Source organism: Pseudomonas sp. NPDC012596, from assembly GCF_042902325.1.
GTDB lineage: Bacteria > Pseudomonadota > Gammaproteobacteria > Pseudomonadales > Pseudomonadaceae > Aquipseudomonas.
The window spans coordinates 149,258-174,219 of record NZ_JBIBEB010000003.1; the positions used below are offsets into that span (position 1 = coordinate 149,258).

General features: G+C 60.3%; 22 protein-coding genes. 9 read left to right on the plus strand and 13 right to left on the minus strand.

Annotated elements, in window-relative coordinates:
- Positions 1-5: 5 nt before the first annotated feature.
- The 3 genes from ACFY68_RS05310 (at position 6) to ACFY68_RS05320 (ending at position 2,427) form a co-directional block, all read left to right on the plus strand.
- Positions 6-848, plus strand: coding sequence for a MaoC family dehydratase N-terminal domain-containing protein (locus tag ACFY68_RS05310; RefSeq protein WP_387524097.1), 843 nt, complete (start codon positions 6-8; stop codon positions 846-848).
- Positions 845-1,669, plus strand: a complete 825-nt coding sequence (locus ACFY68_RS05315) for an HpcH/HpaI aldolase/citrate lyase family protein (protein ID WP_387524100.1) — start codon at positions 845-847, stop codon at positions 1,667-1,669. Before ACFY68_RS05310 ends, ACFY68_RS05315 begins: the two co-directional genes overlap by 4 nt.
- A gap of 164 nt (positions 1,670-1,833) precedes the next feature.
- Positions 1,834-2,427 carry a TetR/AcrR family transcriptional regulator gene (locus ACFY68_RS05320; protein WP_387524103.1) on the plus strand — a complete coding sequence of 198 codons (594 nt, stop codon included), beginning with the start codon at positions 1,834-1,836 and terminating at the stop codon, positions 2,425-2,427.
- A gap of 130 nt (positions 2,428-2,557) precedes the next feature.
- Here the strand turns inward: ACFY68_RS05320 and ACFY68_RS05325 are convergent, their stop codons facing one another.
- The 4 genes from ACFY68_RS05325 to ACFY68_RS05340 all read right to left on the minus strand — a co-directional run bounded on the left by ACFY68_RS05325 (position 2,558) and on the right by ACFY68_RS05340 (position 6,767).
- Positions 2,558-3,199, minus strand: coding sequence for an alpha/beta hydrolase (locus ACFY68_RS05325; protein ID WP_387524106.1), 642 nt, complete (start codon positions 3,197-3,199; stop codon positions 2,558-2,560).
- A 22-nt stretch (positions 3,200-3,221) separates the two neighbouring features.
- Positions 3,222-4,352 (minus strand): MFS transporter, encoded by a 1,131-nt coding sequence (locus ACFY68_RS05330; protein ID WP_387524109.1) that lies wholly within the window; start codon positions 4,350-4,352, stop codon positions 3,222-3,224.
- Positions 4,353-4,695: 343 nt separating this feature from the next.
- Entirely contained in the window at positions 4,696-5,358 is a 663-nt protein-coding gene (locus tag ACFY68_RS05335; RefSeq protein ID WP_387524111.1) for an RraA family protein, read from the minus strand.
- A 59-nt stretch (positions 5,359-5,417) separates the two neighbouring features.
- Positions 5,418-6,767: an MFS transporter gene (locus ACFY68_RS05340; protein ID WP_387524114.1), complete on the minus strand. Its 1,350-nt coding sequence runs from the start codon at positions 6,765-6,767 to the stop codon at positions 5,418-5,420.
- Between the two features lie 175 nt (positions 6,768-6,942).
- Between ACFY68_RS05340 and ACFY68_RS05345 the strand changes: the two genes are divergently transcribed.
- Both ACFY68_RS05345 and ACFY68_RS05350 read left to right on the plus strand, forming a co-directional pair.
- A complete protein-coding gene (locus ACFY68_RS05345) occupies positions 6,943-7,842 on the plus strand; it encodes a LysR family transcriptional regulator (RefSeq protein ID WP_387524117.1) in 900 nt (299 codons plus the stop codon).
- A 98-nt stretch (positions 7,843-7,940) separates the two neighbouring features.
- Positions 7,941-8,606, plus strand: coding sequence for an RraA family protein (locus ACFY68_RS05350; RefSeq protein ID WP_387524120.1), 666 nt, complete (start codon positions 7,941-7,943; stop codon positions 8,604-8,606).
- Between the two features lie 80 nt (positions 8,607-8,686).
- Here the strand turns inward: ACFY68_RS05350 and tldD are convergent, their stop codons facing one another.
- From tldD to ACFY68_RS05395, 9 genes are all read right to left on the minus strand, one after another.
- Positions 8,687-10,138: a metalloprotease TldD gene (gene tldD, locus ACFY68_RS05355; RefSeq protein WP_387524122.1), complete on the minus strand. Its 1,452-nt coding sequence runs from the start codon at positions 10,136-10,138 to the stop codon at positions 8,687-8,689.
- A gap of 20 nt (positions 10,139-10,158) precedes the next feature.
- Entirely contained in the window at positions 10,159-11,550 is a 1,392-nt protein-coding gene (locus ACFY68_RS05360) for a metallopeptidase TldD-related protein (RefSeq protein ID WP_387524125.1), read from the minus strand.
- Between the two features lie 74 nt (positions 11,551-11,624).
- Entirely contained in the window at positions 11,625-12,236 is a 612-nt protein-coding gene (locus tag ACFY68_RS05365; RefSeq protein WP_387524128.1) for an RNA polymerase sigma factor, read from the minus strand.
- 193 nt (positions 12,237-12,429) lie between these two features.
- Entirely contained in the window at positions 12,430-13,242 is an 813-nt protein-coding gene (locus ACFY68_RS05370) for a TonB family protein (protein WP_387524131.1), read from the minus strand.
- A 366-nt stretch (positions 13,243-13,608) separates the two neighbouring features.
- Entirely contained in the window at positions 13,609-14,244 is a 636-nt protein-coding gene (locus ACFY68_RS05375) for a TetR/AcrR family transcriptional regulator (RefSeq protein WP_387524134.1), read from the minus strand.
- Between the two features lie 95 nt (positions 14,245-14,339).
- Entirely contained in the window at positions 14,340-15,170 is an 831-nt protein-coding gene (locus ACFY68_RS05380; protein WP_387524137.1) for a hypothetical protein, read from the minus strand.
- The gene (gene trxA, locus ACFY68_RS05385; RefSeq protein ID WP_387524140.1) at positions 15,170-15,502 is read right to left on the minus strand and encodes a thioredoxin; all 333 of its coding nucleotides are present in this window, start codon (positions 15,500-15,502) and stop codon (positions 15,170-15,172) included. Before trxA ends, ACFY68_RS05380 begins: the two co-directional genes overlap by 1 nt.
- 73 nt (positions 15,503-15,575) lie before the next feature.
- Positions 15,576-17,354 carry an ABC transporter ATP-binding protein/permease gene (locus tag ACFY68_RS05390; RefSeq protein ID WP_387524143.1) on the minus strand — a complete coding sequence of 593 codons (1,779 nt, stop codon included), beginning with the start codon at positions 17,352-17,354 and terminating at the stop codon, positions 15,576-15,578.
- 133 nt (positions 17,355-17,487) lie between these two features.
- On the minus strand, positions 17,488-20,028 hold the full coding sequence (locus ACFY68_RS05395; RefSeq protein ID WP_387524146.1) for a TonB-dependent siderophore receptor: 2,541 nt from the start codon (positions 20,026-20,028) through the stop codon (positions 17,488-17,490).
- 260 nt (positions 20,029-20,288) lie between these two features.
- Here ACFY68_RS05395 and ACFY68_RS05400 point away from each other — a divergent pair, with 260 nt between their 5' ends.
- From ACFY68_RS05400 to ACFY68_RS05415, 4 genes are all read left to right on the plus strand, one after another.
- Positions 20,289-20,954 (plus strand): RraA family protein, encoded by a 666-nt coding sequence (locus tag ACFY68_RS05400; RefSeq protein WP_387524149.1) that lies wholly within the window; start codon positions 20,289-20,291, stop codon positions 20,952-20,954.
- 2 nt (positions 20,955-20,956) lie between these two features.
- Positions 20,957-22,183, plus strand: a complete 1,227-nt coding sequence (locus ACFY68_RS05405) for a pyridoxal phosphate-dependent aminotransferase (protein WP_387524152.1) — start codon at positions 20,957-20,959, stop codon at positions 22,181-22,183.
- A 54-nt stretch (positions 22,184-22,237) separates the two neighbouring features.
- Complete coding sequence (locus ACFY68_RS05410; protein ID WP_387524155.1) at positions 22,238-23,515, plus strand: cation:dicarboxylate symporter family transporter; 1,278 nt, start codon at positions 22,238-22,240, stop codon at positions 23,513-23,515.
- A gap of 133 nt (positions 23,516-23,648) precedes the next feature.
- Positions 23,649-24,962, plus strand: a complete 1,314-nt coding sequence (locus tag ACFY68_RS05415) for an OprD family outer membrane porin (RefSeq protein WP_387524158.1) — start codon at positions 23,649-23,651, stop codon at positions 24,960-24,962.

Consider the following 24,962-nt stretch of genomic DNA (forward strand, 5'->3'; position numbering starts at 1 on the left):
CCACAATGACAACACAGGACCTCAGTAGCTGGATTGGCCGCAGCGAAATCAGCCATGACCGCATCTCTCATAACCTGGTCAAGCGTCTGGCCGCCACGTTGAGTGAGCCCTCACCTTGCACTGGCGATCCGCTACCGTTGCTCTGGCATTGGGCATTTTTCCAGGAGCCGGTTGATGCTGCCGGACTGGGTATTGACGGGCACCCTGCACGCGGTGGTTTTCTCCCACCGGCAGACAATCGCAACCGTATGTGGGCAGGCAGTCGAATCGAGTTTTTGGGCTCGCTACGGGTAGAGGCACAAGTATCCCGTCGCTCCACCATTCTCAAGGTCGAAGAAAAGCATGGGCGCACAGGCTCGCTGCTTTTCGTCACGGTCAAACATGAGTACGTCCAGGACGGGCGTAATGTACTGGTCGAAGAGCAAGACATTGTTTACCGCGAACCGACTCCACCCAAGTTGAGCGGTACAGAACCAGCCCCGACGGGCAGTTGGCAAGAAATTATAGAACCGACAGCCACGCTGTTATTCCGGTATTCAGCCGCCACCTTCAACGGCCACCGCATCCATTACGACTGGCCGTATGTGACCGAAACCGAGGGATATCCAGGGCTGGTTGTACATGGGCCATTGATTGCCACCCTTAACTTGCGGGCGTTCCAGCGCGCCAACCCAACCGCACGCGTGCTTCGCTTCAATTTCCGCGGCCTGCGCCCCCTGATTTCACCTGATAATTTCGAGGTGGGTGGGCGCCTTTTGGAGGCTGGCAAGGCGCAGCTTTGGGCAACCGCTGAGGCCGGAATGGCACAAGCGGGTGAAGTCGAATTCAGTGCGGAGATTACCCGATGAATTCGGCTATCGTTCGCACCGCTCTATTTGTGCCTGCCAGTCGCCCTGAACGCATCCCAAAGGCACTGGCCAGCTGCGCTGATCGCGTTATCGTCGACCTGGAGGATGCTGTCGAAGAAACCGCAAAAGAGCAGGCCCGGGACAATCTGCGTGACTTCCTCACGAATAACCCGTTGGCCAATGTGTTGGTGCGCGTCAATGCGCCAGGGCATTGGGCACATGAAGCCGATTTGGCCCTGTGCCAGCGTTATGCGGGAGTCAGCGGCATTCTGCTGCCCAAGGCCGAAACAGCGGAACAGATCCAACTTGCTCACGCCACTGCGAAGCCTGTTTGGCCAATCATCGAGAGCGCCCGCGGGCTCGTTGCCCTCCCCTCGCTGGTCAATTGCAAAGGTGTTGAGCGCCTGTCATTCGGCAGTCTTGATCTGGGCCTGGATCTTAATCTGCGCACCGCAAGCGAGGCAGCGGAGCAGGTTTTGACGCACGCGCGATATGCAGTCGTGCTTCACAGTCGCGCTGGCGGCCTCGCCCCGCCTTTGGATGGTGTTTACCCTGCCATTCAGGATGTTGACGGCCTCCATCGCCATGTCCAGTTCGCTCGTGATATGGGCTTTGGCGGGGCGCTGTGTATTCACCCTGGCCAAGTCAATGTCATTCACAGCGCGCTGAAGCCCTCAGCTTCGGAGCTTGATTGGGCAAAGCGTGTTGTCGCGCAAGCCGAGGGTGGCGCCGGGGTATTCACCCTAGATGGCCAAATGGTCGATGCACCGGTAATCCTTCGGGCTCGCGTCATTCTGCAAGTTGCTGGCCAAGCCGAATAGCCGAGTTTGCCCCTGAGCAGGCTGCTACTGTTCTGACGGACAAAGCGGCCTGCCCAGGCTTTTTTGTATGCTGCAGCTGAGTTCGATAGCTATGACACTTAAACCAAGACGCTGCCGGCGAGTGTTGTGTCGGATGTTGCGTGCATTATCCAGGCTCCCAGCTTATGCGTGAGACCACTCAAGTTTTGCAAAGCCATGAGCGCTTGCTTTGCGCCGCCCGTGACTTGATCGCTGAAGTCGGCTATGGGGCCATGAGCATGCGCAAGCTGGCCGAGCGTGTGGGCATTCAAGCGGGGAGTTTGTATCACCACGTGGCCAGCAAGCAGGACCTACTGCTGGATGTTTTACTAGGCACCCTTACCGAACGCCTTGCAGCTTGGCAGCGTGGCGCATACAGCCGCGACCTGCGCGGTTACCTTCGTTTCTTGCTGGCGCGTCAACGCTCACACCCCTTCGAAGTGACAATGCTCCGCCACGAGTCGAGGCACATAGAGCCTGGCAAGCGCAAATGGCTGGAGCAGGCTCTGGCCTGCTCTCAGGCGCCCTTGCTCACCATCATCGACCAAGGCAAGCTGGATGGGCATTTCCGCGCTGAGGATACTGCAGGGACGGTAGAGGCAATCCTGGCCCTGGTCGAGACTGCAGATAGCATGAGGCATCGCACGATACCGGTCGATGAAGTATGGATCGAAGCATGGATTACGCAGATGAGCCTGGCCCTGCTGTCGGCGCCCTGCGTTACAGATTCAAGCGTTTGAGAGCCCCGCTGAATGGGCTCAATCGCTACTAGCCCACACAACATGGCAGACCACGGCAGGCACCCTTACGGCCTGAACGATATATTCGCTGGGTATGGCTGGTACGCCATCGAACCGGCGCATGGGTTGATCAGCTAGCGTGGCTCAAGTGCCTTGCCACGTGCTGCGCGACCTGCGCCAGGCAGCCCTTGAAGAAGTGATTGCAACCAGGGTAGACCACCACCGCACGGCGCTGTGGCCGCGCCCAGTCGAGCAGGTTTGCCAAGGGCGCCATTTCGTCCTGCTCGCCATGCAGCAGCAGGCACTCGTCAGGCAATGCTAGCGGCTCGTACAAGCGTCCCCCGGGCACCAGTCCAACTGGCAGCCCCAAGAGTGCCACCGCGTGCAGGGTGTCATTGAGCACGCACGCGACCCGAGCAAACACGTGTGCGCCAAACGAGAACCCTACCAGCGCAATTGGCAGGTCCGGGTACAAGCGCTGAAGGTGCTTGATGACGATGATGCTGTCTTCGCTTTCGCCAATGCCTTCGTCGTGAACACCGGTCGATTTACCGACGCCACGAAAGCTCGGACGTACCACTCGCCAGCCTTCTGCACTGAGCTTGCGTGCCAGCGTCAGTGGCACCAGGTGATGCGGGCTACCGCCCAGCAGTGGCTGAGGGTGGCTGACGACCACCATGCCTCTAGGCGGGCCACTCGGTTCATCGATGATCATTTCAATCTGGCCCGCGGGCCCTTCGATCAGACGCTCGCTTCGTTTTTCATCGCTCATGCTGAAGTTCCTCTACCGCTGCTCAGGCCGGCTGAGCGGAAGACCGTTGCAAGGACCTTAATACCAGGCCAACCAGCACCACGTTGATCACGGCCAGGCTGCACAACGTGACGAGTACGCAGATTGCCCCGAAGTGCTGCATCAAATAGCCACCGGCCAGGGGGGTCAGCGCCTGCCCGATCAACGACGGGCGCGACATCTTGCCCATCAGCGCCACATACTGCGACGCCGGCATCAACACCAGCGGCAGCAACCCACGGACGATCGCCCGCAAGCCGTTGCCAAGGCCGTACAGCAGCAAGCCAACTGCCGTGGCGCCCGGCGCGAAGGCTACCAGCAGCATCCCGACGGCAACCAGCACCGCCGACACCAGCGCCGTCCAGATCGGATGACGCTTGCCTGCGATCATTTGCAGAACCCGTGAGGCCACCTGGCTCGGGCCGAGCAGCGACGATAGCGCAATCGCCGCCGCCAGCGAATAGCCTAGCCCCTGCAGCACCGCTACCAGCTGCACCGAGATCGCCGTCATGATGATCGCGCCCAGCGCGAAGATCCAGATCAACAGCAGGTAAAGGCGCCGGTCAACCGGCGGACTGCTTGGCTCGGTGCTGCCTTTGACCTGGCGAAGCCTGCCACCGCTGGGTAGCACTTTCAGATAAAGCGGGGTCGCGAGCACCAGCAGCAGCGCATAACCCACGCAGGTGGCACGCCAGCCCACGTGTTCGATGGCCAATGCAATCAGCGGCCAAGCCAGGGTCGTGGCGAAGCCTGAGATTAAGGTAATACCGGTGATTGCCCTGCCAGCGCGCTCCGCGTACAAAGCGCCGAGGGTGGAGAACAGGGCTTCATAGAGCCCCGCCGCCATGCCGATACCTATCACTGCCCAGGCCAGCAGAAACATCGGCAGGGTTTGGCTGGCGGCGACGATCAACAACCCCAGCGCGACGATCAGGCCACTGCAGGCCAATTGCACCCGGCCGCCATAACGGGCCACCAGACGGCTCGAGATCGGCGCCAACAGCGCCGAGATCATCAGGCTCAACGACAATGCGCCATAGACCCACTGGCTGGCCCAGCCGGTGTCGCGCATGATCGGGTCACCCATGACCGCCAGTAGAAAGAACGAACCGCCCCAGACCAGAATCTGCAGCATGCCCAGGCAAAAAATGCCCGAGGCTCCGGGAAGACGAGCTTCAGCGTGCACGGTAAACCTATGAGAAAACGTTCAATTCGCAAGCGTGGCTAGCGAGGGAAGCCTGCAAGCTCCAGGGTGACCGCTGACAGGCTGTATTAAGGCAAGGCGCGAAGCGCGCCCCTATGTTAGAGCGGTGTAGCAACGCCTGCTAAACAATGTGGGCATAACAGATATACCTGTAAGCGCGCTGGCACTGCAGGGTTGCCACTGGGGCTGGACGCAAAAGGCGGCAGGTGCCGCGTTTATCTCTCTAAACGCCTGCTTACCGCCTTTGGCTTAGCGCGGCTCAGCAGAGCAACGTTTAGGACTTGCGTTGCAAGGTGTGATAACCCAACTCTTCACGCGCTTGCTTGAGGGTGCGGCCCTGGCTGATCAATGCGCGGATATCCGCTTCGATGGCTTCGATCTGACGCGCCACCTGGGCCACTTCCTGCGCCCGAGCACGCGGCACCACGACGACGCCATTGGCGTCGGCCACGATGATGTCACGCGAGCACACGCGGGCCTGGCCGATGGACACCGGCTGGTTGACCGACTCGACCTGAACGCGGTCTTTGCCTGTGCGCATGAAACGCCCCTGGGTAAACAGCGGATATGCATCGCCCAAGGCCTTGTTGACATCGCGGCAGACACCGTCAATAACCGTACCGGCGATGTTCCGAGTGCCGGCATACTGGGTCATGATGTCGCCCCACACGGTGCAATCGGTGCGGCCATCGTTATCGATGACCACGATATCGCCTTCAGCAACGTCTTCTATGAAGTCACCGACGGTGCCGGGTGGCACGCTCGCCGATACGTACTTCACCGTGAAAGCAGGCCCCACGACTACCTGTTTGTAGTTGTCCAGCGGCATGACGCCAAAGCAGTGGCCAGGCAGGCCCAGCTTGTCCAGGGCATCCGAAACCCCGGGAGTGTCCAGACCTTCGAACAGTGCGACCAGCGCTTTATCTTCTGCGTGCATCGTTAACTCCTTTCAAACAGACTGATTGATCACAACGGGTGACGCCATACACCGTGAGGTCACGCCTTGTTACTCTTCGGCACCGGCTCCAGAATCGTCAGTAACAGCACGAAGCTGGCGAACGAACCAATTGCAAGGTAGGTGAACACGTAGTTCCAGCCGTAGCTGTCAAGCAATAGACCGGTCAGGAACGGCGTCGCTGCGGCCCCTAGCTGTCCGACCATGTTGACGATCGCGTTGGCGACCGGAAAGGTTTTCTTGGTCGCTAGAGCCATCGGATAGACCATGTACGATGAGAACCCGAAGCTCAGCACGACGCCGGTCGCCATCAGCAACAGACCGTACGAGAGCGGGTCGGCAGGCGAATGGATCAACAGATACATCATCACCGACGTACCTAGCGCCGAAAGCAGCATCCCCGGCTTGCGCCGGCCAGCCAACCACCGGTCCGAACAGTACCCGCCCAGCAGGTTGCCCAACACTGCCCCTACCCACGGCGCTGCCGAAACCAGGCCCATGTTCATCAGCGAGAAGCCTTTGACGGTGATCAGGTAGGTAGGGATCCAGGACAACAACACGCTGGAGACGCCCAACTGGAAGCAGTACGCCAGCGCGCTTCCCCAGATCAGCCAAGAGTAAAATACCTGGCGCTTGGTCTCCAACGCAGACACTTCGCGGCGACGGATGAAGAAGTCCAGGCGCTTGAGGCCCAGCCCTGCCGCCTTGTGCTGGGCGGGTTCAGTGCTGGCGACCTTGTCGAGCGGTGTTTCGTCGGTGATATAGTCCAGCTCGGCCTGATTGACGAAGCGGCTTTTCGACGGGTGATCGGCAACCATGAAGTACCAGGCGATCGACAACAGGATCCCGGGTATTGCAAAAAAGTAGAACATCTCGCGCCAGCCCCAGGCCGCGATGATCAGGGCGCACAGCGGCGGCACAATGACAGGGCCGAACTTGACCGCAGACAGGAATATGCCTGAAGCAATGCCCTTTTCCCTCGGAGGGAACCAGTTGTTGATGGTGGTGGTCATGCTGATCGGCAGCGGCCCTTCGGCAAGTCCCAGACCAAACCGATAGACTTTCAACGCAAGCAGTGAGCCTGCAGTACCCACCAAACCGGTCAGTACAGACGTCATGACCATGGCGGTCGGCAGGATCCGGCTCACGCCCATGCGGCTGAACGCCAGGCCCGCAGGGATTTGCGCCAACGCATAGGCGAGCAGAAACAGGCTCATCAGCCCGCCCGCTTCGGCGTTGCTCATCTCGAACTCTTTGCGAATAAACGGCAGTGCAACGCCGAGATTGGCCCGGTCGGCAGCAGCGATGGTGTAGATCGAAAAGATCATGCCAGCCACTATCCACCGGTAACTGCTGCGCCCTTTGGCCTGGGCAATTTCAGCGGTCGACATACTTCATACCCTTGTTTTTATAATTCGGCGGTAATCTAGGCGCGGCAAGGCTAGAAAAAAAGCGACAAATACTCACCACTTATCATCGCTTTTAGTGGACAATCAGATCACTCTTACTGCCGTTTAGATCTGTCCAACCCGCTCTAATGCGGCCTTCTCGACCTTAGGGAAAGCGATGATCACGTTGAAGCAAATCGAAGCCATCTACTGGATTGTCGAGTTGGGCAGTTTTGAAGCGGCGGCGGCCAAACTGAACATGTCCCAATCGGCGATCTCAAAACGCGTGCAAGAGCTGGAAGACGCCTTTGGTGTCTCGATTTTCGATCGTTCCAAGCGCAGCGCCCGTCTCACCCAGAAAGGCCTGGAGCTGCATGGCTGCGCGGTGGAGATGTTGCGCCAGCGGGATAACCTGCTCGAGCGCGTCAGCTCGAAGGAGACACTGGTCCGACGCTTCAGGCTGGGCGTCACCGAGCTCACGGCGCTCACCTGGCTACCTACTCTGGTCGAGCAGATCCATCAGACCTATCCCAAGGTCGACCTGGAACCCTCGATCGAATTGAGCACCGACCTGTTGGGCCGGCTGGAGGCAGACGAACTCGACCTGATCATCGTGCCCGACATTGTCCGCGACCCCCGCTTCATCAGCACCCCACTGGCCGCTGTCGAAAACGCGTGGATGTGCTCACCCTCCCTTTACCCAGGTAACGCGCCGATGAGCCTGCAGTCGCTGTCGTCGTTTACCGTCCTTACCCAGGGGGGCAGTTCAGGAACCGGACAAACCTACGAGCGTTGGCTGGCGGAACACGATGTTCGGTTGACCCGGACCCTCACCAGCAACTACCTGGTCGCTCAGGTCGGGTTGGCGATTTCAGGCGTAGGGCTCAGCTACCTGCCCAGGCAGTGCATGCGGACCTTGATCGAGCAGGGCCGACTGAAAATCATTCAAACCGATTTTCCGTTGCCGCAAATCAGCTATGTGTGTGTACATCGGGCTGACCGCTACCAAGGCCTCAGCAACGAAGTCGCCCGACTAGCGCAACGGGCTTGCGACTTTACTCGCCTTATCATCACCTAAGGCGATGATTTTTGATCAATAAATATCGCTAAATGTAACCGCGTTTCTCTCCTACCATCGGCGTCTACCCCGCTGGTTTTGTCATTCAGGAGATTGTCATGCTGTTATCCGGGTCTCGTATCCTGCCGTCGCCAACCCTCGCCCCTGAGGCCGTGATCGAATCGTTCCAATCGGTCGTCACGCCGCACATCAGCGACAACCTCGGTCGACACATCGGTTCGCGTGGGCTTACCCGTTACAATACCTCGGGCAAAATTGTCGGTACCGCGCTGACCGTGAAGACCCGCCCAGGTGACAACCTGTTCATCTACAAGGCGCTGACCCTGATCGAGCCAGGCCACGTGCTGGTCATTGATGCCCAAGGTGACACCAACAACGCGGTCATCGGCGAATTGATCAAGCTCTACGCGGAGCAGCGGGGCTGCGTGGGTTTCATTGTCGACGGGGCGATTCGTGATGTTGAAAGCTTCAAGTCCACCCCTTGCTATGCCCGTGCGGTGGTTCACTGTGGCCCTTACAAGAGTGGCCCGGGCGAAATCAACGTCCCGGTTTCGGTTGGCGGCATGATCGTCTCACCCGGCGATATCATCGTGGCAGACGAAGACGGCATCGTTGCCTTCCCTCAGGAACTTGCCGAAGAGGTGCTGGGCAAGGCACGCGAGCACGAGGCTCACGAAGAAGCGGTCAAGGCGGAGATCGCCACCGGTGTGCTGGACCAATCGTGGCTCGACAAGGTCCTAGAAAAAGCAGGCCTCTCGAACTGAAGCTAACTCGCTCAGGCGGCTGCACTCATCCTGACCAAGAGGTATTGAACGAGGGCAGATATCTCTGCCCTCGTGCTCGATCAAGCACTGCCACCCACCGTCATATTGTCAATCCGCAAGGTGGGCTGCCCTACCCCGACCGGCACACTCTGGCCATCCTTGCCACAGGTCGCCGTGCCTTCATCCAACGCCAGGTCGTTACCGATCATGCTCACATGCTTGAGCGATTCAGGCCCGTTACCGATCAATGTTGCGCCCTTCACCGGGGCGGTGATCCTACCGTCCTCGATCAGGTACGCCTGGGTCGCGGCAAATGTGAAACGCCCACTGGTGATGTCCACCTGCCCGCCGCTGAAGTTTGCCGCATAGATGCCACGCTTGACCGAACGAATGATCTCCTCCGGTTCGTGCTCGCCGTTGACCATGTAAGTATTGGTCATGCGTGGTAGCGGCTCGTGCGCATAACTCTGGCGCCGACCGTTGCCAGTCGGCGCCACGCCCAGCAAGCGGGCACTCAGGTCGTCATGCATGAAGCCGGTGAGGATGCCGTCCTCGATCAGGGTGGTCGACTGCCCGGGGTTGCCCTCGTCATCGATGCTCAATGAGCCGCGCAAACCGGGCAGCGCGCCGTTGTCGAGGATAGTCACCCCTTGGGCCGCGACTCGCTGTCCTACCCGGCCGCCGAACACCGAGCTGCCTTTGCGGTTGAAATCGCCCTCCAGCCCATGGCCGACCGCCTCGTGCAGCAGCACGCCGGGCCACCCGGACCCGCAGACCACGGTCATGGTACCGGCGGGCGCATCGACTGCTTCCAATTGAAGCAGTGCGGCGTCCACAGCGCCGTTGACATAGTGCTGCACGCGGCCCTCGGTATAAAAATCATAGACTGTACGGCCCCCCCCGCCCGCCCGTGCTGTGCCTCTGCGCCCGGCACTTTCGACCACTACCGTCAACGTCAGATTCACCAGCGGCCGCACGTCTGCAGCCAGGCGACCATCACTACCTAGAATCAACACCGTCTCGTAGCTACCTTGGAGAAACGCGCTGACCTGTTTGACCCGGGCATCGCGTGCACGCGCCAGTTCATCGACCTTGCTCAGCAGTGCCACTTTTTCGGCTGCGCTGGCCAACTGGATCGGGTTGTCGGCGACATACAGGGCCGTAGCGTGCTCTGCCGAGCGGCGCGGCAAAGGCACCGCCATACGCTGTGGCCCGCTGCTTTTGATGACCTCGCGAGTAATCTGCGAGGCGCGCAGGACCGACGCGATCGACAGATCATCCGAGAACGCCAGCGCCGATCGCTCACCTGCAACGGCGCGCGCCCCGACGCCTTGCGTAACGCCGAAGCTGCCGCGCTTGACCACGCTGTCTTCGAGGTTCCAGGACTCGGCATAGGCATGCTGGAAGTACAGATCGGCATAGTCGGCCTGGACGTCGAGCGCCCGCTGCAGGTCGCCGAACAGCTGCGACTGTTCAAGGCCGTTGGGCGCGAGCAGGCGCGTTTGAGCGTGCTCGATTGCATGTTGGGTCATGTAATACTCCTAATGATCGGTTACAGGCCGGCAATTCGCATGTGCTCGACAAGGACCGAGCCGCAACGCACACCGGCGCCGGACAATTCGTCGCGGCCGATAGCCTGGATGCCATGGAAGATGTCGTGCAGGTTGCCGGCGATGGTGATGTCTTCGACCGGGTAGCGGATCACGCCTTTGTCGACCCAGAAGCCCGCGACCCCTTGCGAGTAGTCACCCGTCACCGGGTTTACGCCCCCGCCAAGAATGTCGGTCACCAACAAGCCGCGATCCATTGCCCTCACCAGCTCGGCGAGGCCATCGGATGCCTGTGCCCTGCGGCTGCTGATGCGTACGTTGCGGGCCCCGCCGGCATTTCCGGTCAGTGCCAGCCCAAGTCGTCGGGCAGAATAGGCATCGAGCAGGTAGCTCTGCAGGACGCCTTCGCTGACCAACAGGCGCTCACGCGTGGCAACTCCCTCGGCATCGAAGCTGGAACTGGCAGGCCCGGATTTTTCATGGGGGTATTCGCCGATGTCGATATGAGCAGCCATCACCGAGGTATTCAGGCTGTCTGGCAGGTAGCTCTGATTACGGTACTGCGCGGCACCGCTGATGGCGGCGAACAGATGGCCGAACAACGATTGCGCCACTGGCGCCTCGAACAGCACCGGCGCATCGCACGACTTCAGCCGCTGGCCGCCAAGACCGCGCGAGGCGCGAAAGGCCGCCATGCCGCCGACCTGTGCCGGCGTCATCAGGCCGTTGCGCGAGCGTGCATCGCTCCACCACTGCCCTGCTTGCATGCCTTGATCGGTGCTCGCGAAGACATCGCTCGACAGCCCGTGATAGGAGTACACTTCGCCCTGGCTGAACCCCTGCGAGGTGGCGAACAACGACTGCCCATGGCTGGTGCTTACTCCCGCACCGGAGCTGGCCAGCACGGCCCGTGGCGGTTCGGGAAACAGCGCCGCCGCCGGGCTCTGCCCTGGCCACTGCAACGACAAGGTCTCAAGCTCGCGAGCAATCTCCAGCGCCGATGGCGTGTCCAGCCGCCACGGGTGATACAGGTCTAGGTCAGAAAATTCACTCGCCAGGTCTTCACGCCTTACTACCCCGGCATAGGCGTCGGTGCCGGTTTGGAGTGCGATGGCCACTGCCGCTGCGGTGGCTTCGCGCACGGCGCCATCGGATAGATCGCTCGAATAACTGCTGCCACTGCGCTCGCCGATATATACGGTGATGGCGATCTGTTTGTTACGCCGATGTTGGAAGCTGTCCAGATCACCGTTGCGTACATTCAATGAGAACGTCTCGGACTCCCCAAGCCTGACCGTCGCCTCGTCGGCCCCTGCATTGCGTGCGTGCTCGAGCGCGGCAGCCGCCAACACCTGCAACTGTTGCTGTTCGTATACAAATACATCGCCAACCATTATCGACTCCTCGAGTCGGGCAGATAAAGACCACTATCGACCCGTTTGAAATTCTGAATGTCATTGCCCACGACTCAACCCAACGAGGCGTGAACCCCAAGCCTTGCGCGGCAGTGGCTGAGTGCGCGCGATTGATGCTTCTCAACCTGACTCACGGAGATGCCCAGCCGCGTGGCGACTTCTTTGTGCGGCAGGCCGTCGATGCGCAATAACAGCAACACCTGACGCACGTTGTCCGGAAGTTCGCGAAGGGCACTGTCAACTTGCCGGATTTCGTCTTGCAATATGACCAACTGTTCAGTGGACGGCTCACAACGTTCTTCAAATGCATAGGAAGTGTTCAACAGTTCGGCCCGCCTTCCTTCTACCCGAATATGATCAATCGCCAGGTTGCCGGCGATCCGGTACAGGTAGGCCCTCGCCTTATGTTCATTGGGAATGCAGGCCCGAATCGACGGCAGCTTCTCGAAGATATCTTGGGTCAGGTCCGCGGCGAGGGCCGCGTTGCCGGTTCGACGGATCAAGAACCTGAGCAGGTCCTCGCGCATCGCGGTGAACACCATGCGCAAAGCTTCCAGGCTCAGCGCCTGCACGTCGATGTCAACGTCGTGAGCGACAGGGATCGCCAGCAATGCCAGCGCTACAGGTGGAGGCGTCGTGCTGATGCCTTGGGTGCAAAGGTCCATGATGGCTTAGAGTTCGACAATAAATCATGCACGCTCTTTTGGTTGAGTGGCGTACATGCACGCGATTTATAACTGCTCTCAGCAACGGTGGTTTGTCGAGCGTACTAGTTGATCGGCGGCATTTGTTCTGCCAGACCGTTAATTCAGGCTTGAGTCTCTGGTACTACTGGCTAGGCGGCGCTGCGTTTTGCAGTCAGCGACGGCTCAAGAAGAAGTTCACTGGTACCGTGACCGTATACGGATCGCTCTTTATCGTGTCGGGCAACGGCGGCAACGGCGATGCACGACGGACCATGACGTTTACGGCATTATCGAGCAGCGTGATGCCTCGACTGCGAACGATCTTGTAGTCGACGATCTCACCGTCGCGACGAATGCTCAGGCGCACGTAGATCACGTCCTCCTGGCCGCGGTTGATGGCAGCTGGCGGGTAACGTTTTTGCGCTTCGAGCTGGGCCAATGCCTGGCTTTCCCAGTTCTGCCAATCACTGCTGGCACCTTGGCTCACGGCATTGTTGACCGGCGCTGCGGCTTGTTCGCGCACCGCTGCTGGCTGGCTCGGCGGCTGCACGCGTGGCGCCGCTTCGCTGGGTTTGGGAGCCGGCTTGGCGGCCTCCACAGGCCTGGTACGGGACGCTGCTTGTAGCGGTTTTTCAGGCTTGGGTTGAGTCTGCTCGGCCTTTTTCAAGCCGTCAGGATCCACCGCGCTGGCCTTGACCGTGTGCGCTTTATCGAGCGTTTTCTGCTCTGCCGGCGCTTTCGTTTCAGGGGGCTTTTGCGCAGGCGGCGGCGTCACTGGGGCAACCGCAGCAGGCGGTGTGGGCGCACGCATGATGGCGACTTCCATGGTCCGTGCGCTGGCCTGACGCTGGGGCAAAGTGGGGGTTGGCTTGTACAGGTAAGCCATCAGCACGCACAGGTGCACACCGATGACGACGCCCCCTACTAGCAGCCAAAGCCGCCGGGGGGAACTCGGGATGACCGGCATCGCCTGCAGACTGCGCAACGTGTATGCGTCCAACCCGATCGCCCTGTGTCGATGGTTTGTGTCCCCCGCATGTTCGCGGGTAGCGCCAGGCAGCCTGAGCAACTCGGCATTGCTTGGCCGGGAGGTGGCTAAGATTGCCCTGTCCGGAGAAAAACCAAGCGTTTGACGAGCGGCTCGAAGGGGCATGGTAAAGGCTCATTTGAAATGGCGGTGTTGACTAAGTTAATTAACTGACTCGTCAGTTAGTTGATACTACATCACAACCCAACCGAACTGTAATCACGTTTCTTTATAGCGTTCAGCGATATACTTCTAAGTAGCTGAAACTTCCGCGCAGCCTCATTCCTCGCGGTTCAGCGCGTCTTCCAGACTCGCGCGTTCGGCCTATCCAGCGTTGCCTGAACCATTCAGTCCGTAGAATTCGAACTCGGCCAATTGCCGCGCCAGTACTTCGGTACTGACCGTCGGTTGGTGTTGTAGGTCGTAGTCATGGCCGAACAGCCACCACTCGATGCTGCCCTCCAGCAGACGGTGGACGAACGCTGCGCGCAGGTCCGTCGCCTGGGGTTGCAAGCGGCCCAAGTCCACAGCCCTGGCGATATTGCCGCGCAACACCTCGTACATGGCCGTACGGGTATCGGCGATGGCACGGTCGATCTGCGGATCTGCCCCGTAGCCGCGTGCCAGGAGGATGGCCATGTATTCCCGGTTGTCGTGACAGTAACGCAGCAGGTCGGTGAACCAGCGGCATGAGTTTTCGACCATATCGTCGACCGATTCGATGCGGTCCCGATAGCCGCGGCGCAGGGTATCAAGCAATGTCGCACGGCCGCTGGCCATGAGCTCGAGGACCAGTTCGAGCTTGCTCGGGAAATGCCAGTAGAATGCCGCCTGGGTGACGCCGCACCGCCGCACGATCTCCGAAACCTTGGTGGCGTGATAGCCTTGGCTGGCAATAAGTGCCAGCCCTGCGCGTATCAGGTTGTCCCGGGTCACTTGCGCATCACGTGGTTCTTTCACTGCTTTTCCTTGGAGAGACATACCATTATCCCGTGAGAGTGTACCGCGCCGTCGAGCAATCGGCGCGGCGGCCGGCTGAGCGCAGCGCAGTCAAGTTACCCCAGATGCTGGCCCTGGATCAGGTCCAGCAAGATTGCCTTGGCCCTGCTCTGCAAGGCCTCGCGCCCTTGGAAAATCCCTTCATGGCGATCACGCACGCGCTGCCCATGGGTATCGCCATAGGCGTTGTAGGCCGCCAGAAAACGCTGAACCCAAGCCTCCCCTTCTTCTGTGTTGTACCACCCTGGATCTTCACTGGGGGTCGGCCCGGCCTGCTCACGACCGTGTGTGATCGCCTGTTCATCCAGCCGTTGGGCCTCCTCATCGTCAGCCGCGCCCCAGCCTGAAGCCGCCTCCCAGCGGGCCTCGGCCAATGACGGCAGTAGCAGCGCGGCATCGGCGAATGCACCGTGGGTGGTCAGCGGGTCCCAAGCCGTTGCCACGACGATCGCCGCCACGGCCCCCGGCACACCCGCCTCGCTCCCGACAAACGCTGCCCTGGCCTTGCGCCAGACCGTTCGGTTCACCGCTACACCGGTCGCGGCGCTACGGTGCAGGTCGAGCACGTTGGCCACCGCCTCGCGTTCGCTGCGCGCCTCCAGTGCCTCACCGATCTCGTCCCACAGTGCAGCCAGCCATCGGCCAGGCAGGGCCGCCACTTCGGCGCCAGTCGGCAAGCCTTGGAGCGCCGCACGGAGGAACACCTTGTCGTTCCAGCCAAGCGCCTGCAACAAAGCGATGAAGGAGGGCGTCAAGCCGGTATCAGCGGCCATTGCCTGGACCCCGTCGCTGCCAGGGCCCTGCGGTGAAGTCAGCAGTGTCACTGTTTCCTGGTCAACCTGGGCAATCAGATGCAAACGTGCGCCCTGCTTTTCAAACGCGCCCATCAGACTTGCTCCAACGCAGCTTCAATGGACGCCGCCAGACGCGAACGGCTAGTACTGCCCAGCACTTGCTCCAACACCTGTTCACCCTTGAACAAGATGAACGTCGGCAGACCGCGAACGTTATAGCGCGCGGCCGTCTCCCGGTTGGCGTCAATGTCGAGGACTAAGATGTCGACCTCGCCGGTGTATTCCCGGGCCAGATCCTCCAAGGCCGGCACCATGCCTTTGCACGGCCCACACCAGGCGGCGTAAAAGTCCACCAGCACGGGACGGCCTGCTTGAAACACTTTTTCCTCGAACGTGGCATCGGTCACATTGTCTAGCGCAGCCATAGGTACTCCTGTCGTTGTGCGTTTATCCGCAGTGCCTTGAAGCAATGCGCACTTTGGGCCCGAATGAAATGGTCTAGTGGGTGGCTTGTTGCGCAAGCCGGCCACAGGCGCGTTTGCGACTGGATGGCTCGACCGACCAGCCCCCGCCTTCGGTAAGGGTCAATATGCAGTCGTGGTGCTGGAGGATATTCAGCCGGTGGCCGATGCTGATGTAGCTCGCACCGCACTGGGCCAGCAGGCCGTACAAGTGGTTTTCGGTGTCTTGGTCTACGGCGCTGGTGGCCTCGTCGAGATACACGAACGAAGGGCGCGAAACCAAGATTCGCGCGAAGGCGATACGCTGTTGCTCCCCCAGCGACAGCACCTTGCCCCAGTCGCGCACCGTGTCGAGGGTGCCGTACTTGCTCAGCAGCGTGCCCAGGCGGACTTTTTCCAGCACCGCCAGCAGGGTTTCATCCGGCACATCTTTGGCGTGCGGATAGAGCAGCTGGGTGCGCAGGTCGGCCAGGATCATGTAAGGCTGTTGCGGCAGGAACAGGTTCTCGTGGGCGGGAGGCATCTCCAAGGTACCGCTGCCGCGGGTCCACAGCCCGGCCATCGCGCGCAACAGAGAGCTCTTGCCGACCCCAGTCTGGCCAATGATCGCGAGGCTCTGGCCGCGTCCGATCTGCAGCGACAGGTTGCGCACCAAGGCCTGCTCACCGCCGGGCGTTTGTAGCGACACCTGGCTCAGACGCACACCTGCGGTACGGGTGCTCACCTTCACATGCTCGTCACCGCGCCGCGCACTGCCCGACTTGACCTGGTCGAGCCGCTCCTGGATATGCGCCAAGCGCACCGCTTGGGGCGCCGCAGCGCTGAGCATCGGCAGGAACGCGGCCAGTGCCGTTATCGCCTGCAGCAGCTGGGTCGCCACCTGGATGCCTTGGGTGATCGACCCAAAGGTCAGCTCACCGGAAAACACCCGCGGCGACAGCAACAGGTAGGGCAACAGCATCCAGATGATCGCCATGATGCCGTTCAGGCCCCAGATCACCCCATAGGTGTAGTACATCACCTTGCGCTGCCGGCGCATGCTGGTCGCCAGACGCGTGATGAGGTGACTGCGTTCCGCCGCCTCGCCCTGATAGAAGGCCACCGCCTCGGCGTTTTCACGCACGTGCAAGAGGCCATGGCGCAAGTCGGCCTCCGCCACTTGATACTCGAAATTTTGCTTGATGGTGGGCACATAGCTGAAGTACAGCACTAGCACCTGCACTACGCCGAACACCACCGCGGCATAGATCAGGCTGATATCGATGGTGCTGAGGATCGCCACGCCGGTAACCATGGTGGTGACCTGAGCCAGCACCATCCGCGGGAACGAGGCAATCATGTAGACGAACGGATTGACGTTCTCCTGGATGCGCTGGTCCGGGTTGTCCAGGTCGCCTGCCTGGGCAATGTCATAGTAAGTGCGATTGGACAGGTACTGATCGATCAGGCGGGTGGTCAGCCAGCGCCGCCAATCGAGGTTAAGCCAGCTGTCGAAAAGGCCCATGAACATCGGCGCCAACTGAGTGCCGGCAAAGGCCAGCAGGTAGATTAGCAACCAGGCGCCAAACTCGGCCTGGTCCTTGGCGATCAGCGCATCCGTGAGGTTTTTCATCGCTGTCGAGGTCTGTACGCTCAGGTACGACAGTGCCGTCACCGAGACCACCAGGATGGCCAGGACGATCCACGATCGCCAGGCATCCTTGCGCGCCCAGTAAGGCTTGATCAGCAGCCACATGCGACGGAAGAGGACCCGGCCGATCTTGTAGTCGGCGGGGTTGATTGCTGGAGGGGTCGACACGGTCTTGAGGACCTTCATCTGATGAACGTGTAGGCATAACGAGCCGCGGGAGGGTTTTCCGCACAGCGCGCCAAAGAATGTTTTCCCGAGCGCTCTGGCCAGCCGCCGCTGCTTGCCGTTTTCCGGTGTGCCGCGACCGCTGGCGGTGCACTCAGAACTGGGCGCGGACGCTGAACATCAGCTTGCGCGGCTCGCCGTAGAAGTTGCCGCTGCCCAACTGCCCGGCCGTGGCGTAGTAGCGACGGTCGAACAGGTTGGTGACGTTAGCGGCCAGGTCCCAGTGCTTGTTCAGCGTGTAACCCAGGCGCAGGTCGGTGACCGCATACAGCGGCTGGGTGTAGGCATAAGTCACGCCAGGGCTGACGCACTGGCCAGTCAGCGGATCGCTGTCGGCGCAGTCGGAACCTTCGGTACTGCGCTCGCTCTCCACACGCACACCGCCGCCGACGGTGAATCCTTCAAGGCCGCCTGACAACGCATAGGCGGTCCACAGCTTGAACTGATGACGCGGTGTCTGGCTTTGCGCGTATGGCGCCTGGATGCCGAAGAAAGACCGCTCCAGGGCCTGGTTGCGGCGCAAGTCTGTGTAAGTGTAGCCAGCGGTCACCTGCCAGCGCGGCGTCAGCGCACCGGACAGCTGGACATCGACGCCTTCACTTTCCACTTCGCCGTCCGGCAAGTAGCAGCAGGCCCTGAACTGCGCCGTGCCGGAGTAGACCGGTACGTCCGTCTTGTGGGTCTTGAAATAAGCCAGCGACAGGTTCAGTGCGTCTTCTGCGAAGGCGGCCTTGAGACCGATTTCGACGGTTTTGCCGCGTTCGGGGTCCAGTGGCGTACCGGTTGCCCCGACGAACAAGGTGTTGGCACTGATGATGTCGGAGTAGTTGATGTAGGTCGAATAAGTTTCGTTGATTTCGTACAGAAGGCCGACCGACTTCGTGTAGTTGTTGTCGGACTGCTGTTCAAAGTTGAAACCGCCCAGGTAAAGGCCATTGATCGAGAACCCTGCATCACTGCTGTTTCGCACCCTCGCCTCACGCACGCCGGCACTTAGATGTAGGCCCTCGAGCAGCTCCAGCGACAGGTTACCGTACAGGCCGACCTGCCGCGTAAGGGTACCTTGGGTCTGCGAGTAGTAAGGATCGCCGCCGGAGAATGGGCCAGTCGAGTCAGGGTCGTACGTGCTCGGATCGACTGCAATGGAATCGACGAAGTAGTTGTCCTCGACGTTGGTCGTGCGGTCTTTGGAGTAATCGGCACCGAGCACCAGTGAGTGCTCGCGGCCCCAGCCGTTGAATTTTCCGGTCAAGCTGGCACCAAGCGAATGCTGGCGCTGCTCGTAGAGTTGGCCGATGTCGTCCTGGCGGAAGTAGCCGCTGCGATCCGGGTTGATCAGGCCATAAAAGCTTGGATAGAGCGATGTCGAGCGGCTGTGAGTCGAGGAATAATCGAGCTTGGCCGTCCAGGTGTCCGACAGCCGGCTTTCGAGCTGGATGAATTTCTCTCTCTGGTTTTCGTCGGTGTAGGCCCATGGTGCACTGAAATTGGTTGAACGCGAGAGTTTCAGGTCATCGCCGTTGCCGTAACGCGGCACCCCGAGCACGTTGGGTGAGTCGTCCCGCACCCGCTGGTAGCGAACGCCGAACCGCAGCAGGGTATCGTCGCTGAGGTCGGCTTCGAGGATGCCGTACAGGCTGCCCTGCTCTCGGTTGGCTTCATCGTAGAACAGGTCATTGTTCTCCTGCGACACCACCATGCGCCCGCGCAGTCGGCCATCGAACGCCAGCGGCGAAGACGCATCGACCTGAAGCCGGCGGCTATCCCAACTGCCGGCGCTGCCGTCGATGATAACCTGCTGGCCGTCGACCGGCCGCTTGCGCTGCAGGTTCACCACCCCGCCCGGGTCGCCAACGCCGGCAAACAGGGCACTCGAGCCGCGCAGCACTTCGATGTGATCGTATGCGGATAGATCCGGTGTGCTCAGCAGTGCGAAGCTGGACGGGAAGCGCATAGGCGCACCACCATCGACCTGATAGCTGGAGATCTCGAAACCTCGTGACAGGAATGCCGGTCGGCCCTTGCTGGTCATGGCCAGGGTGACGCCTGGCGCCGCCGCCAAGGCATCGCTGACGTCAGCCATGTTCTGTTGCTTGAACTCCTCACTGGTGACCACTGATACCGTCTGAGGGGTGTTTTTCAGTGACGCACCTGTCTTACTGGCGATGCTCGCATTGTTGCTGGTCAGGCTGCCGCTACCTTCGGTTGCGGTAACATCGCTACTGCCGTTGACCCCTGCGCCTAAGCCAAAGCCATTGACATCGGCGAACGCCGAACCTGATGATTCAGCCCCTTCAACTCGAATTGCACTAAACGCCCTACCATCGGCCTCATCGAATTTGCTACCTCGGATTTCGATCAGTCCTGGGGCGACTTGCGCCCAGCTCAGGCCGCTTCCTTCGAGCATGTCACTCACCGCTTGATCGACGTTGCTCGCCCCGGTAACCCGGTGAGTGCGAACAGAGCCATCCACTGAGCGCTCCAGCACGATGCTGATGCCTGCCTGGCTGCCCAGGATACGGGCGGCATCCGTCAGCGGCAGTTCCTCGACCTGCAGAACCTGCTCCGCGCTGACGTTGGCAGTGCATGACAGAGAAACCGCCACAAGGCTCGCCAACCCCAATCTGATACCCATGGATAACATCCCCCCTACGTTGTGTGTGTTATCCAACGATCAGGGGACGGTAAAACCACATGCTTTATTCAGCGATTCAGCCACCGCTCGAACTCGTCGGAGCTATGGCGAATGCTTTGCAACAATTGACGCGGGAGTCCAGCGACAAGGGCTAACGTGAAATAAAGCAAACAAACTACATGATTTAATATCGCTAAAAGTAAACCCGATCACATCGTAATCTCGGTCGCGTCGTTCACCACGCTACCGGATAATCAGCTATGTCCTCACTCGGATTTCGCATCAAGCCCGCTGTGGCACCAGCCTCCCCTTCCCTTGTTCAAGCATTTCACTCGGTCGTGACGCCGCACATCAGCGATAACATGGGCCGTCACATCGGTGCTCGCGGGCTCAACCGCTACAACAGCACTGGAAAGCTGGTAGGTACTGCTCTCACCGTGAAGACCCGACCGGGCGATAACCTCTATATCTATAAAGCTATGACGCAGCTCAAACCCGGCCATGTTCTGGTGATTGATGCGCAAGGCGATCTCGGCAATGCCGTAATTGGCGAGCTGATAAAGCGCTTTGCAATGCTGCGCGGCTGCGTCGGCTTTGTTGTCGACGGTGCGATACGCGACGTCGCGGCCTTCGCCGACACTCCTTGTTACGCGCGCGGAATCACCCATAGAGGCCCCTACAAGGACGGCCCAGGAGAAGTCAACGTGCCTGTGGTGATCGGCGGGATGATCATCGAACCCGGCGACATCCTGGTCGGCGATGAAGACGGCTTGGTCGCATTTGCCCAGGCACACGCCGAAGACATCCTGCACAAGGCGCACCGCCATCAAGTATTCGAACAGAACATCATCGAGGAAATCGCCACGGGCGCCGAGCAGCAAAGCTGGCTACAGGGCCTGCTGGCATCCAAAGGCCTGGGAGACTGACCATGAAGCATCTATTGTCGGAGCGTTTGTCCAGCATCAAACCGTCGCCGAGTTCCAGCGCCAACGCCCGGGTCGGGCAACTGCGCGCCCAAGGCCATGACATTGTCAACCTGACCATCGGTGAGCCGGACTTCGACACGCCGGAGCATATCAAACAGGCCGCAGTGGCAGCGATGAACGCCGGCGATACACACTACACGCCGACCCCCGGTACCGTGCAACTACGTGAAGCGATCGTCGAAAAGCTTCAAAGGGACAACGGGCTGACGTATGGCGTGGACGAAATAGTCGTGGGCTGTGGCGGCAAACATGTCGTTTTCCATGCATTGGCGGCCACCCTCAATCCAGGTGACGAGGTCATCATCCCCGCTCCCTACTGGGTGTCCTATCCCGACCTGGTGGTCCTGCATGGGGCGCAGCCGGTCATCGTCACCGGCGAACCGCACAACGGCCTGAAAATATCCGCCGAACAGTTGGCGTCAAGCATCACCCCGCGGACCAAGTGGGTCATTCTCAACAGCCCCAACAACCCGACCGGCAGCGTCTACAGCGAAAGCGAGCTACTGGCCCTGGCACGGGTGCTCGAGGACTATCCGCAGGTGCTGGTGATGGCCGACGAAATCTACGAGCATTTCGTCTTCGGCGAGGCGCGGCACACCTCCATCGTCAAGGTTGCGCCTCAACTCAAAGCGCGCACCCTCATCGTCAACGGTGCCTCCAAAGGGTATGCGATGACAGGTTGGCGAATCGGTTTTGGCGCCGGACCGGCCGAGTTGATCCAGGCCATCGTCAAGCTGCTCACGCAGACCACCTCTTGCCCAAGCAGCGTCAGCCAAGCCGCCGCTGTAGCCGCGTTTACTGGTGACCAGGCTCCCGTGGCAGCCATGTCTGCTGCTTATGCTCAGCGCTGCAAGGTGATCGTCGAAGAACTGACGGACATACCCGGCCTAGGTTTTGATGTGCCACAGGGCGCCTTTTATGTGTATGCCGATGTCAGCGGCGCCATTGGCAAGATCACCCCTCAGGGGCAGCGCGTGGCGCGTGACTCTGACCTGGTCGAGCACCTTGCCGAAGTAGGCGGCGTGGCGACAGTCACAGGCGCTGCGTTCGGCCTGTCGCCCTACCTGCGAATCTCGTTCGCCGGCGATGAACAGTCGATTCGCGAAGGCTGCCGGCGCATCCGCCGTACGCTGAGCGCATTGCAAGAAAACGACGGCCAACAACTATAGCGACACTCCAATCGATTGGCACTGCCGACACTAATTACAAGACAGGTAGGCTTTATGAGCAAATGCGCAATTCCACTGGTATGGCAGATCATGCTCGGCTTGGTGCTCGGCGTAATTGTCGGGGCCATCCTCAATCACTTCCCTACGCAGCAGGTGTGGCTGGCGGGCAACGTGCTGCAACCGGCGGGTGATATCTTCATCAAGCTGATGCAGATGATCGTGGTGCCCCTGGTGTTTGCCTGCATGGTGGTGGGCATCGCTGGCCAAGGTAGTAATCAGTCCCTCGGGCGGGTAGGTGTGAAAGCCATGACCTATTTCATGGCGATCACCACGCTGGCGATCATCTGGGGATTGCTGGTCGGCAACCTGTTGCAACCAGGCCACGGAACCGACGTCGGCAAGCTTCAGGCAGCCGCGCTCAATCTGCCCGCCACGGCGAGCCAGCAGGGCTTGTCCGGCCTGCTGCTGAGCATCATTCCGGACAACATCGTCGGCGCAATGGCCCAGGGCAAAATGCTCCCGGTGCTGTTTTTCGCGATCGTCTTCGGCATTGCCCTCAACCAGGTCGAGGCGGCGTACAAAGACCCTGTGGTCGCGGTGCTCAGGGGCGTATCGCAGGTAATGTTCAGGATCACCGCGATGGTCATGGCGTATTCGCCGATCGGCATCTTCGGCATGATCTCAGTGGTGGTATCCACCTATGGATTCGCATCCTTGCTGCCCTTGGCCAAGCTGATTGGCGCGACCTATTTCGCCATTATTCTGTTCGGTGGCGTGGTATTGGCGTCGGTTGCGCGCTATGTCGGGGTCAACCTTCTCCACCTGGCGCGACACATCAAGGATGAGCTGATCCTGGCGTTTTCCAGCGCCTCGTCGCTGTCGGTCATGCCGCAACTGATCCAGAAGATGGAAAGCTATGGCGTCCCCCCTACTCTGGTGCGCTTCGTCGTGCCCCTGGGTTATTCCTTCAATCTTGACGGCGGTTCGATCTTCCTGGGCTTGGGTACGCTGTTCGTCGCCCAGTTGTACAACATCGACATTCCGCTCTCGCAACAGCTACTGCTGGTCGTGACCATGGTGCTGACCAGCAAAGGCGCTGCAGGTGTGCCGGGGCTTGTCTTCGTGGTCATGTCGGCCACCCTGACAACCGCCGGGCTGCCGCTGGAGGGCCTAGCCTTCTTTGCCGGTGTGTACCGGATCATGGACATGGCCACCACCACCCTCAATGTGCTGGGCAACGCGCTGGCGCCGCTGGTGATTGCGCGCTGGGAACTGGGCAAGGCACGGGGTGCACAAATGCCTGCGGCCAGCGGGGTCGCAACGACTCAGTAGGCACTCTGCGGTCGTCACTGAGACGGCTGGGTGCACGCGTGCGTGCGGCACCCAGCGATGTCTGCAACAGGCCGAACAAGTCGAACTTCCCGGGCGGCGATCTGCCCCGACATCCCCTATTGGAATGCAAAGCATGTACAACTCTGTACGTATGGCAACCGTGCTCGGTATCAGTGTGCTCATGTTGAATTCAAGCGCGGCCGTTGCGGATTTCATGAGCGACGGCAAGGCCAGCGTGAACCTGCGCAACTTCTATTACAACAATGACAACCGCAACCGTTCGGCCACCCTGTCGAAGACGGAGGAATGGGCCCAGGGTTTCGTCCTGGACTACAAGTCGGGTTACACCGACGGTACGCTTGAAGTAGGCGTCGACGTATTGGCGATGACGGCAGTGACCCTCGACTCTGGCAAAGGCCGTCATTTGAACAGCTCGATGATCCCCTCCGAACACGACGGTCGCGCCGTCGACCAGTGGGGCCGTCTCGGCGTCACGGCGAAGGCGCGGGTGTCGGCAACGGAGATCAGGAGCGGGACGCTGATACCCAAATTGCCGATCCTCAATGCCAACGATGGCCGCGTATTGCCGCAAACCTTCCAAGGGACCCAGATCACCAGTCGGGACCTGGAAAACGCCCTGCTGACAGTCGGACGCATCGAATCGACCACCGGCCGCGGGTCCACTGACCGCACAGGACTCTCAGTGTCAGGCGCGCCTCGGGAAAGTGACCACTTTGACTACGCCGGTATCGAATGGACCCTTAACAAGCAGTTGCTCGCGCAGTATTACGTGGGCTACCTGCAGGACTTCTACACGCAGCAGTTCGTGGGCATCGTCAACACCCATTCGTTCGCCAACGGCGCGTCGTTGAAAGCCGATCTGCGCTTTTTCGACACCAAGGCGTCGGGTGCCAACCGCAATCGGGTGGCGGGCTATCAAGCGAGCGGTTACAGCCGCCATGGCGATGGTGTGATCAACAACCAGACCTGGGCGGCGACGTTTTTCTACAACCTAGGGGCACATACCTTCACCCTGGGCTACCAATCGGTGTCCGATCAGGGCGGGTTCGTCCAACCCAACCAGAACAGCCTGCCGGACAAAGGCGCGGGTAGCCCGAGCTCCGGGACCTTCACCGATCGGCTGGTCTACGCGTTCTACCGTGCCGGTGAGCAGACCGTCTATGGTGGCTATGCGTATGACTTTACCGGCATGGGTGTGCCCGGTCTCAAGGTGTCCTACATCTACCTGCGGGGCGACAACATCAAGACTGCCGTAGGCCCCGACGCCAAGGAGTGGGAACAGAACCTGTACGTCGATTACGTGGTCCAGTCAGGCCCCTTGAGCGGGCTTGGCCTGCGCTGGCTGCAAGGGGCGGGACGCAGTGCGACCTTCGGTGATGTCGACCAGACCCGACTGGTTATGAGCTACAGCTGGGCGTTGTTCTAG

Excerpts from the sequence above, each read along its gene's own strand:
- ACFY68_RS05325 (WP_387524106.1), bottom strand. The coding sequence starts at position 3,199 with ATGAGCGATGAAAAACGAAGCGAGCGTCTGATCGAAGGGCCCGCGGGC.
- ACFY68_RS05320 (WP_387524103.1), top strand. The coding sequence starts at position 1,834 with ATGCGTGAGACCACTCAAGTTTTGCAAAGCCATGAGCGCTTGCTTTGC.
- ACFY68_RS05410 (WP_387524155.1), top strand. The coding sequence starts at position 22,238 with ATGAGCAAATGCGCAATTCCACTGGTATGGCAGATCATGCTCGGCTTG.
- ACFY68_RS05315 (WP_387524100.1), top strand. The coding sequence starts at position 845 with ATGAATTCGGCTATCGTTCGCACCGCTCTATTTGTGCCTGCCAGTCGC.
- ACFY68_RS05335 (WP_387524111.1), bottom strand. The coding sequence starts at position 5,358 with ATGCACGCAGAAGATAAAGCGCTGGTCGCACTGTTCGAAGGTCTGGAC.
- ACFY68_RS05310 (WP_387524097.1), top strand. The coding sequence starts at position 6 with ATGACAACACAGGACCTCAGTAGCTGGATTGGCCGCAGCGAAATCAGC.
- ACFY68_RS05360 (WP_387524125.1), bottom strand. The coding sequence starts at position 11,550 with ATGGTTGGCGATGTATTTGTATACGAACAGCAACAGTTGCAGGTGTTG.
- tldD (WP_387524122.1), bottom strand. The coding sequence starts at position 10,138 with ATGACCCAACATGCAATCGAGCACGCTCAAACGCGCCTGCTCGCGCCC.
- ACFY68_RS05405 (WP_387524152.1), top strand. The coding sequence starts at position 20,957 with ATGAAGCATCTATTGTCGGAGCGTTTGTCCAGCATCAAACCGTCGCCG.
- ACFY68_RS05365 (WP_387524128.1), bottom strand. The coding sequence starts at position 12,236 with ATGGACCTTTGCACCCAAGGCATCAGCACGACGCCTCCACCTGTAGCG.
- ACFY68_RS05415 (WP_387524158.1), top strand. The coding sequence starts at position 23,649 with ATGTACAACTCTGTACGTATGGCAACCGTGCTCGGTATCAGTGTGCTC.
- ACFY68_RS05350 (WP_387524120.1), top strand. The coding sequence starts at position 7,941 with ATGCTGTTATCCGGGTCTCGTATCCTGCCGTCGCCAACCCTCGCCCCT.
- trxA (WP_387524140.1), bottom strand. The coding sequence starts at position 15,502 with ATGGCTGCGCTAGACAATGTGACCGATGCCACGTTCGAGGAAAAAGTG.
- ACFY68_RS05330 (WP_387524109.1), bottom strand. The coding sequence starts at position 4,352 with ATGCTGCAGATTCTGGTCTGGGGCGGTTCGTTCTTTCTACTGGCGGTC.
- ACFY68_RS05345 (WP_387524117.1), top strand. The coding sequence starts at position 6,943 with ATGATCACGTTGAAGCAAATCGAAGCCATCTACTGGATTGTCGAGTTG.
- ACFY68_RS05380 (WP_387524137.1), bottom strand. The coding sequence starts at position 15,170 with ATGGGCGCGTTTGAAAAGCAGGGCGCACGTTTGCATCTGATTGCCCAG.
- ACFY68_RS05395 (WP_387524146.1), bottom strand. The coding sequence starts at position 20,028 with ATGGGTATCAGATTGGGGTTGGCGAGCCTTGTGGCGGTTTCTCTGTCA.
- ACFY68_RS05400 (WP_387524149.1), top strand. The coding sequence starts at position 20,289 with ATGTCCTCACTCGGATTTCGCATCAAGCCCGCTGTGGCACCAGCCTCC.
- ACFY68_RS05340 (WP_387524114.1), bottom strand. The coding sequence starts at position 6,767 with ATGTCGACCGCTGAAATTGCCCAGGCCAAAGGGCGCAGCAGTTACCGG.
- ACFY68_RS05390 (WP_387524143.1), bottom strand. The coding sequence starts at position 17,354 with ATGAAGGTCCTCAAGACCGTGTCGACCCCTCCAGCAATCAACCCCGCC.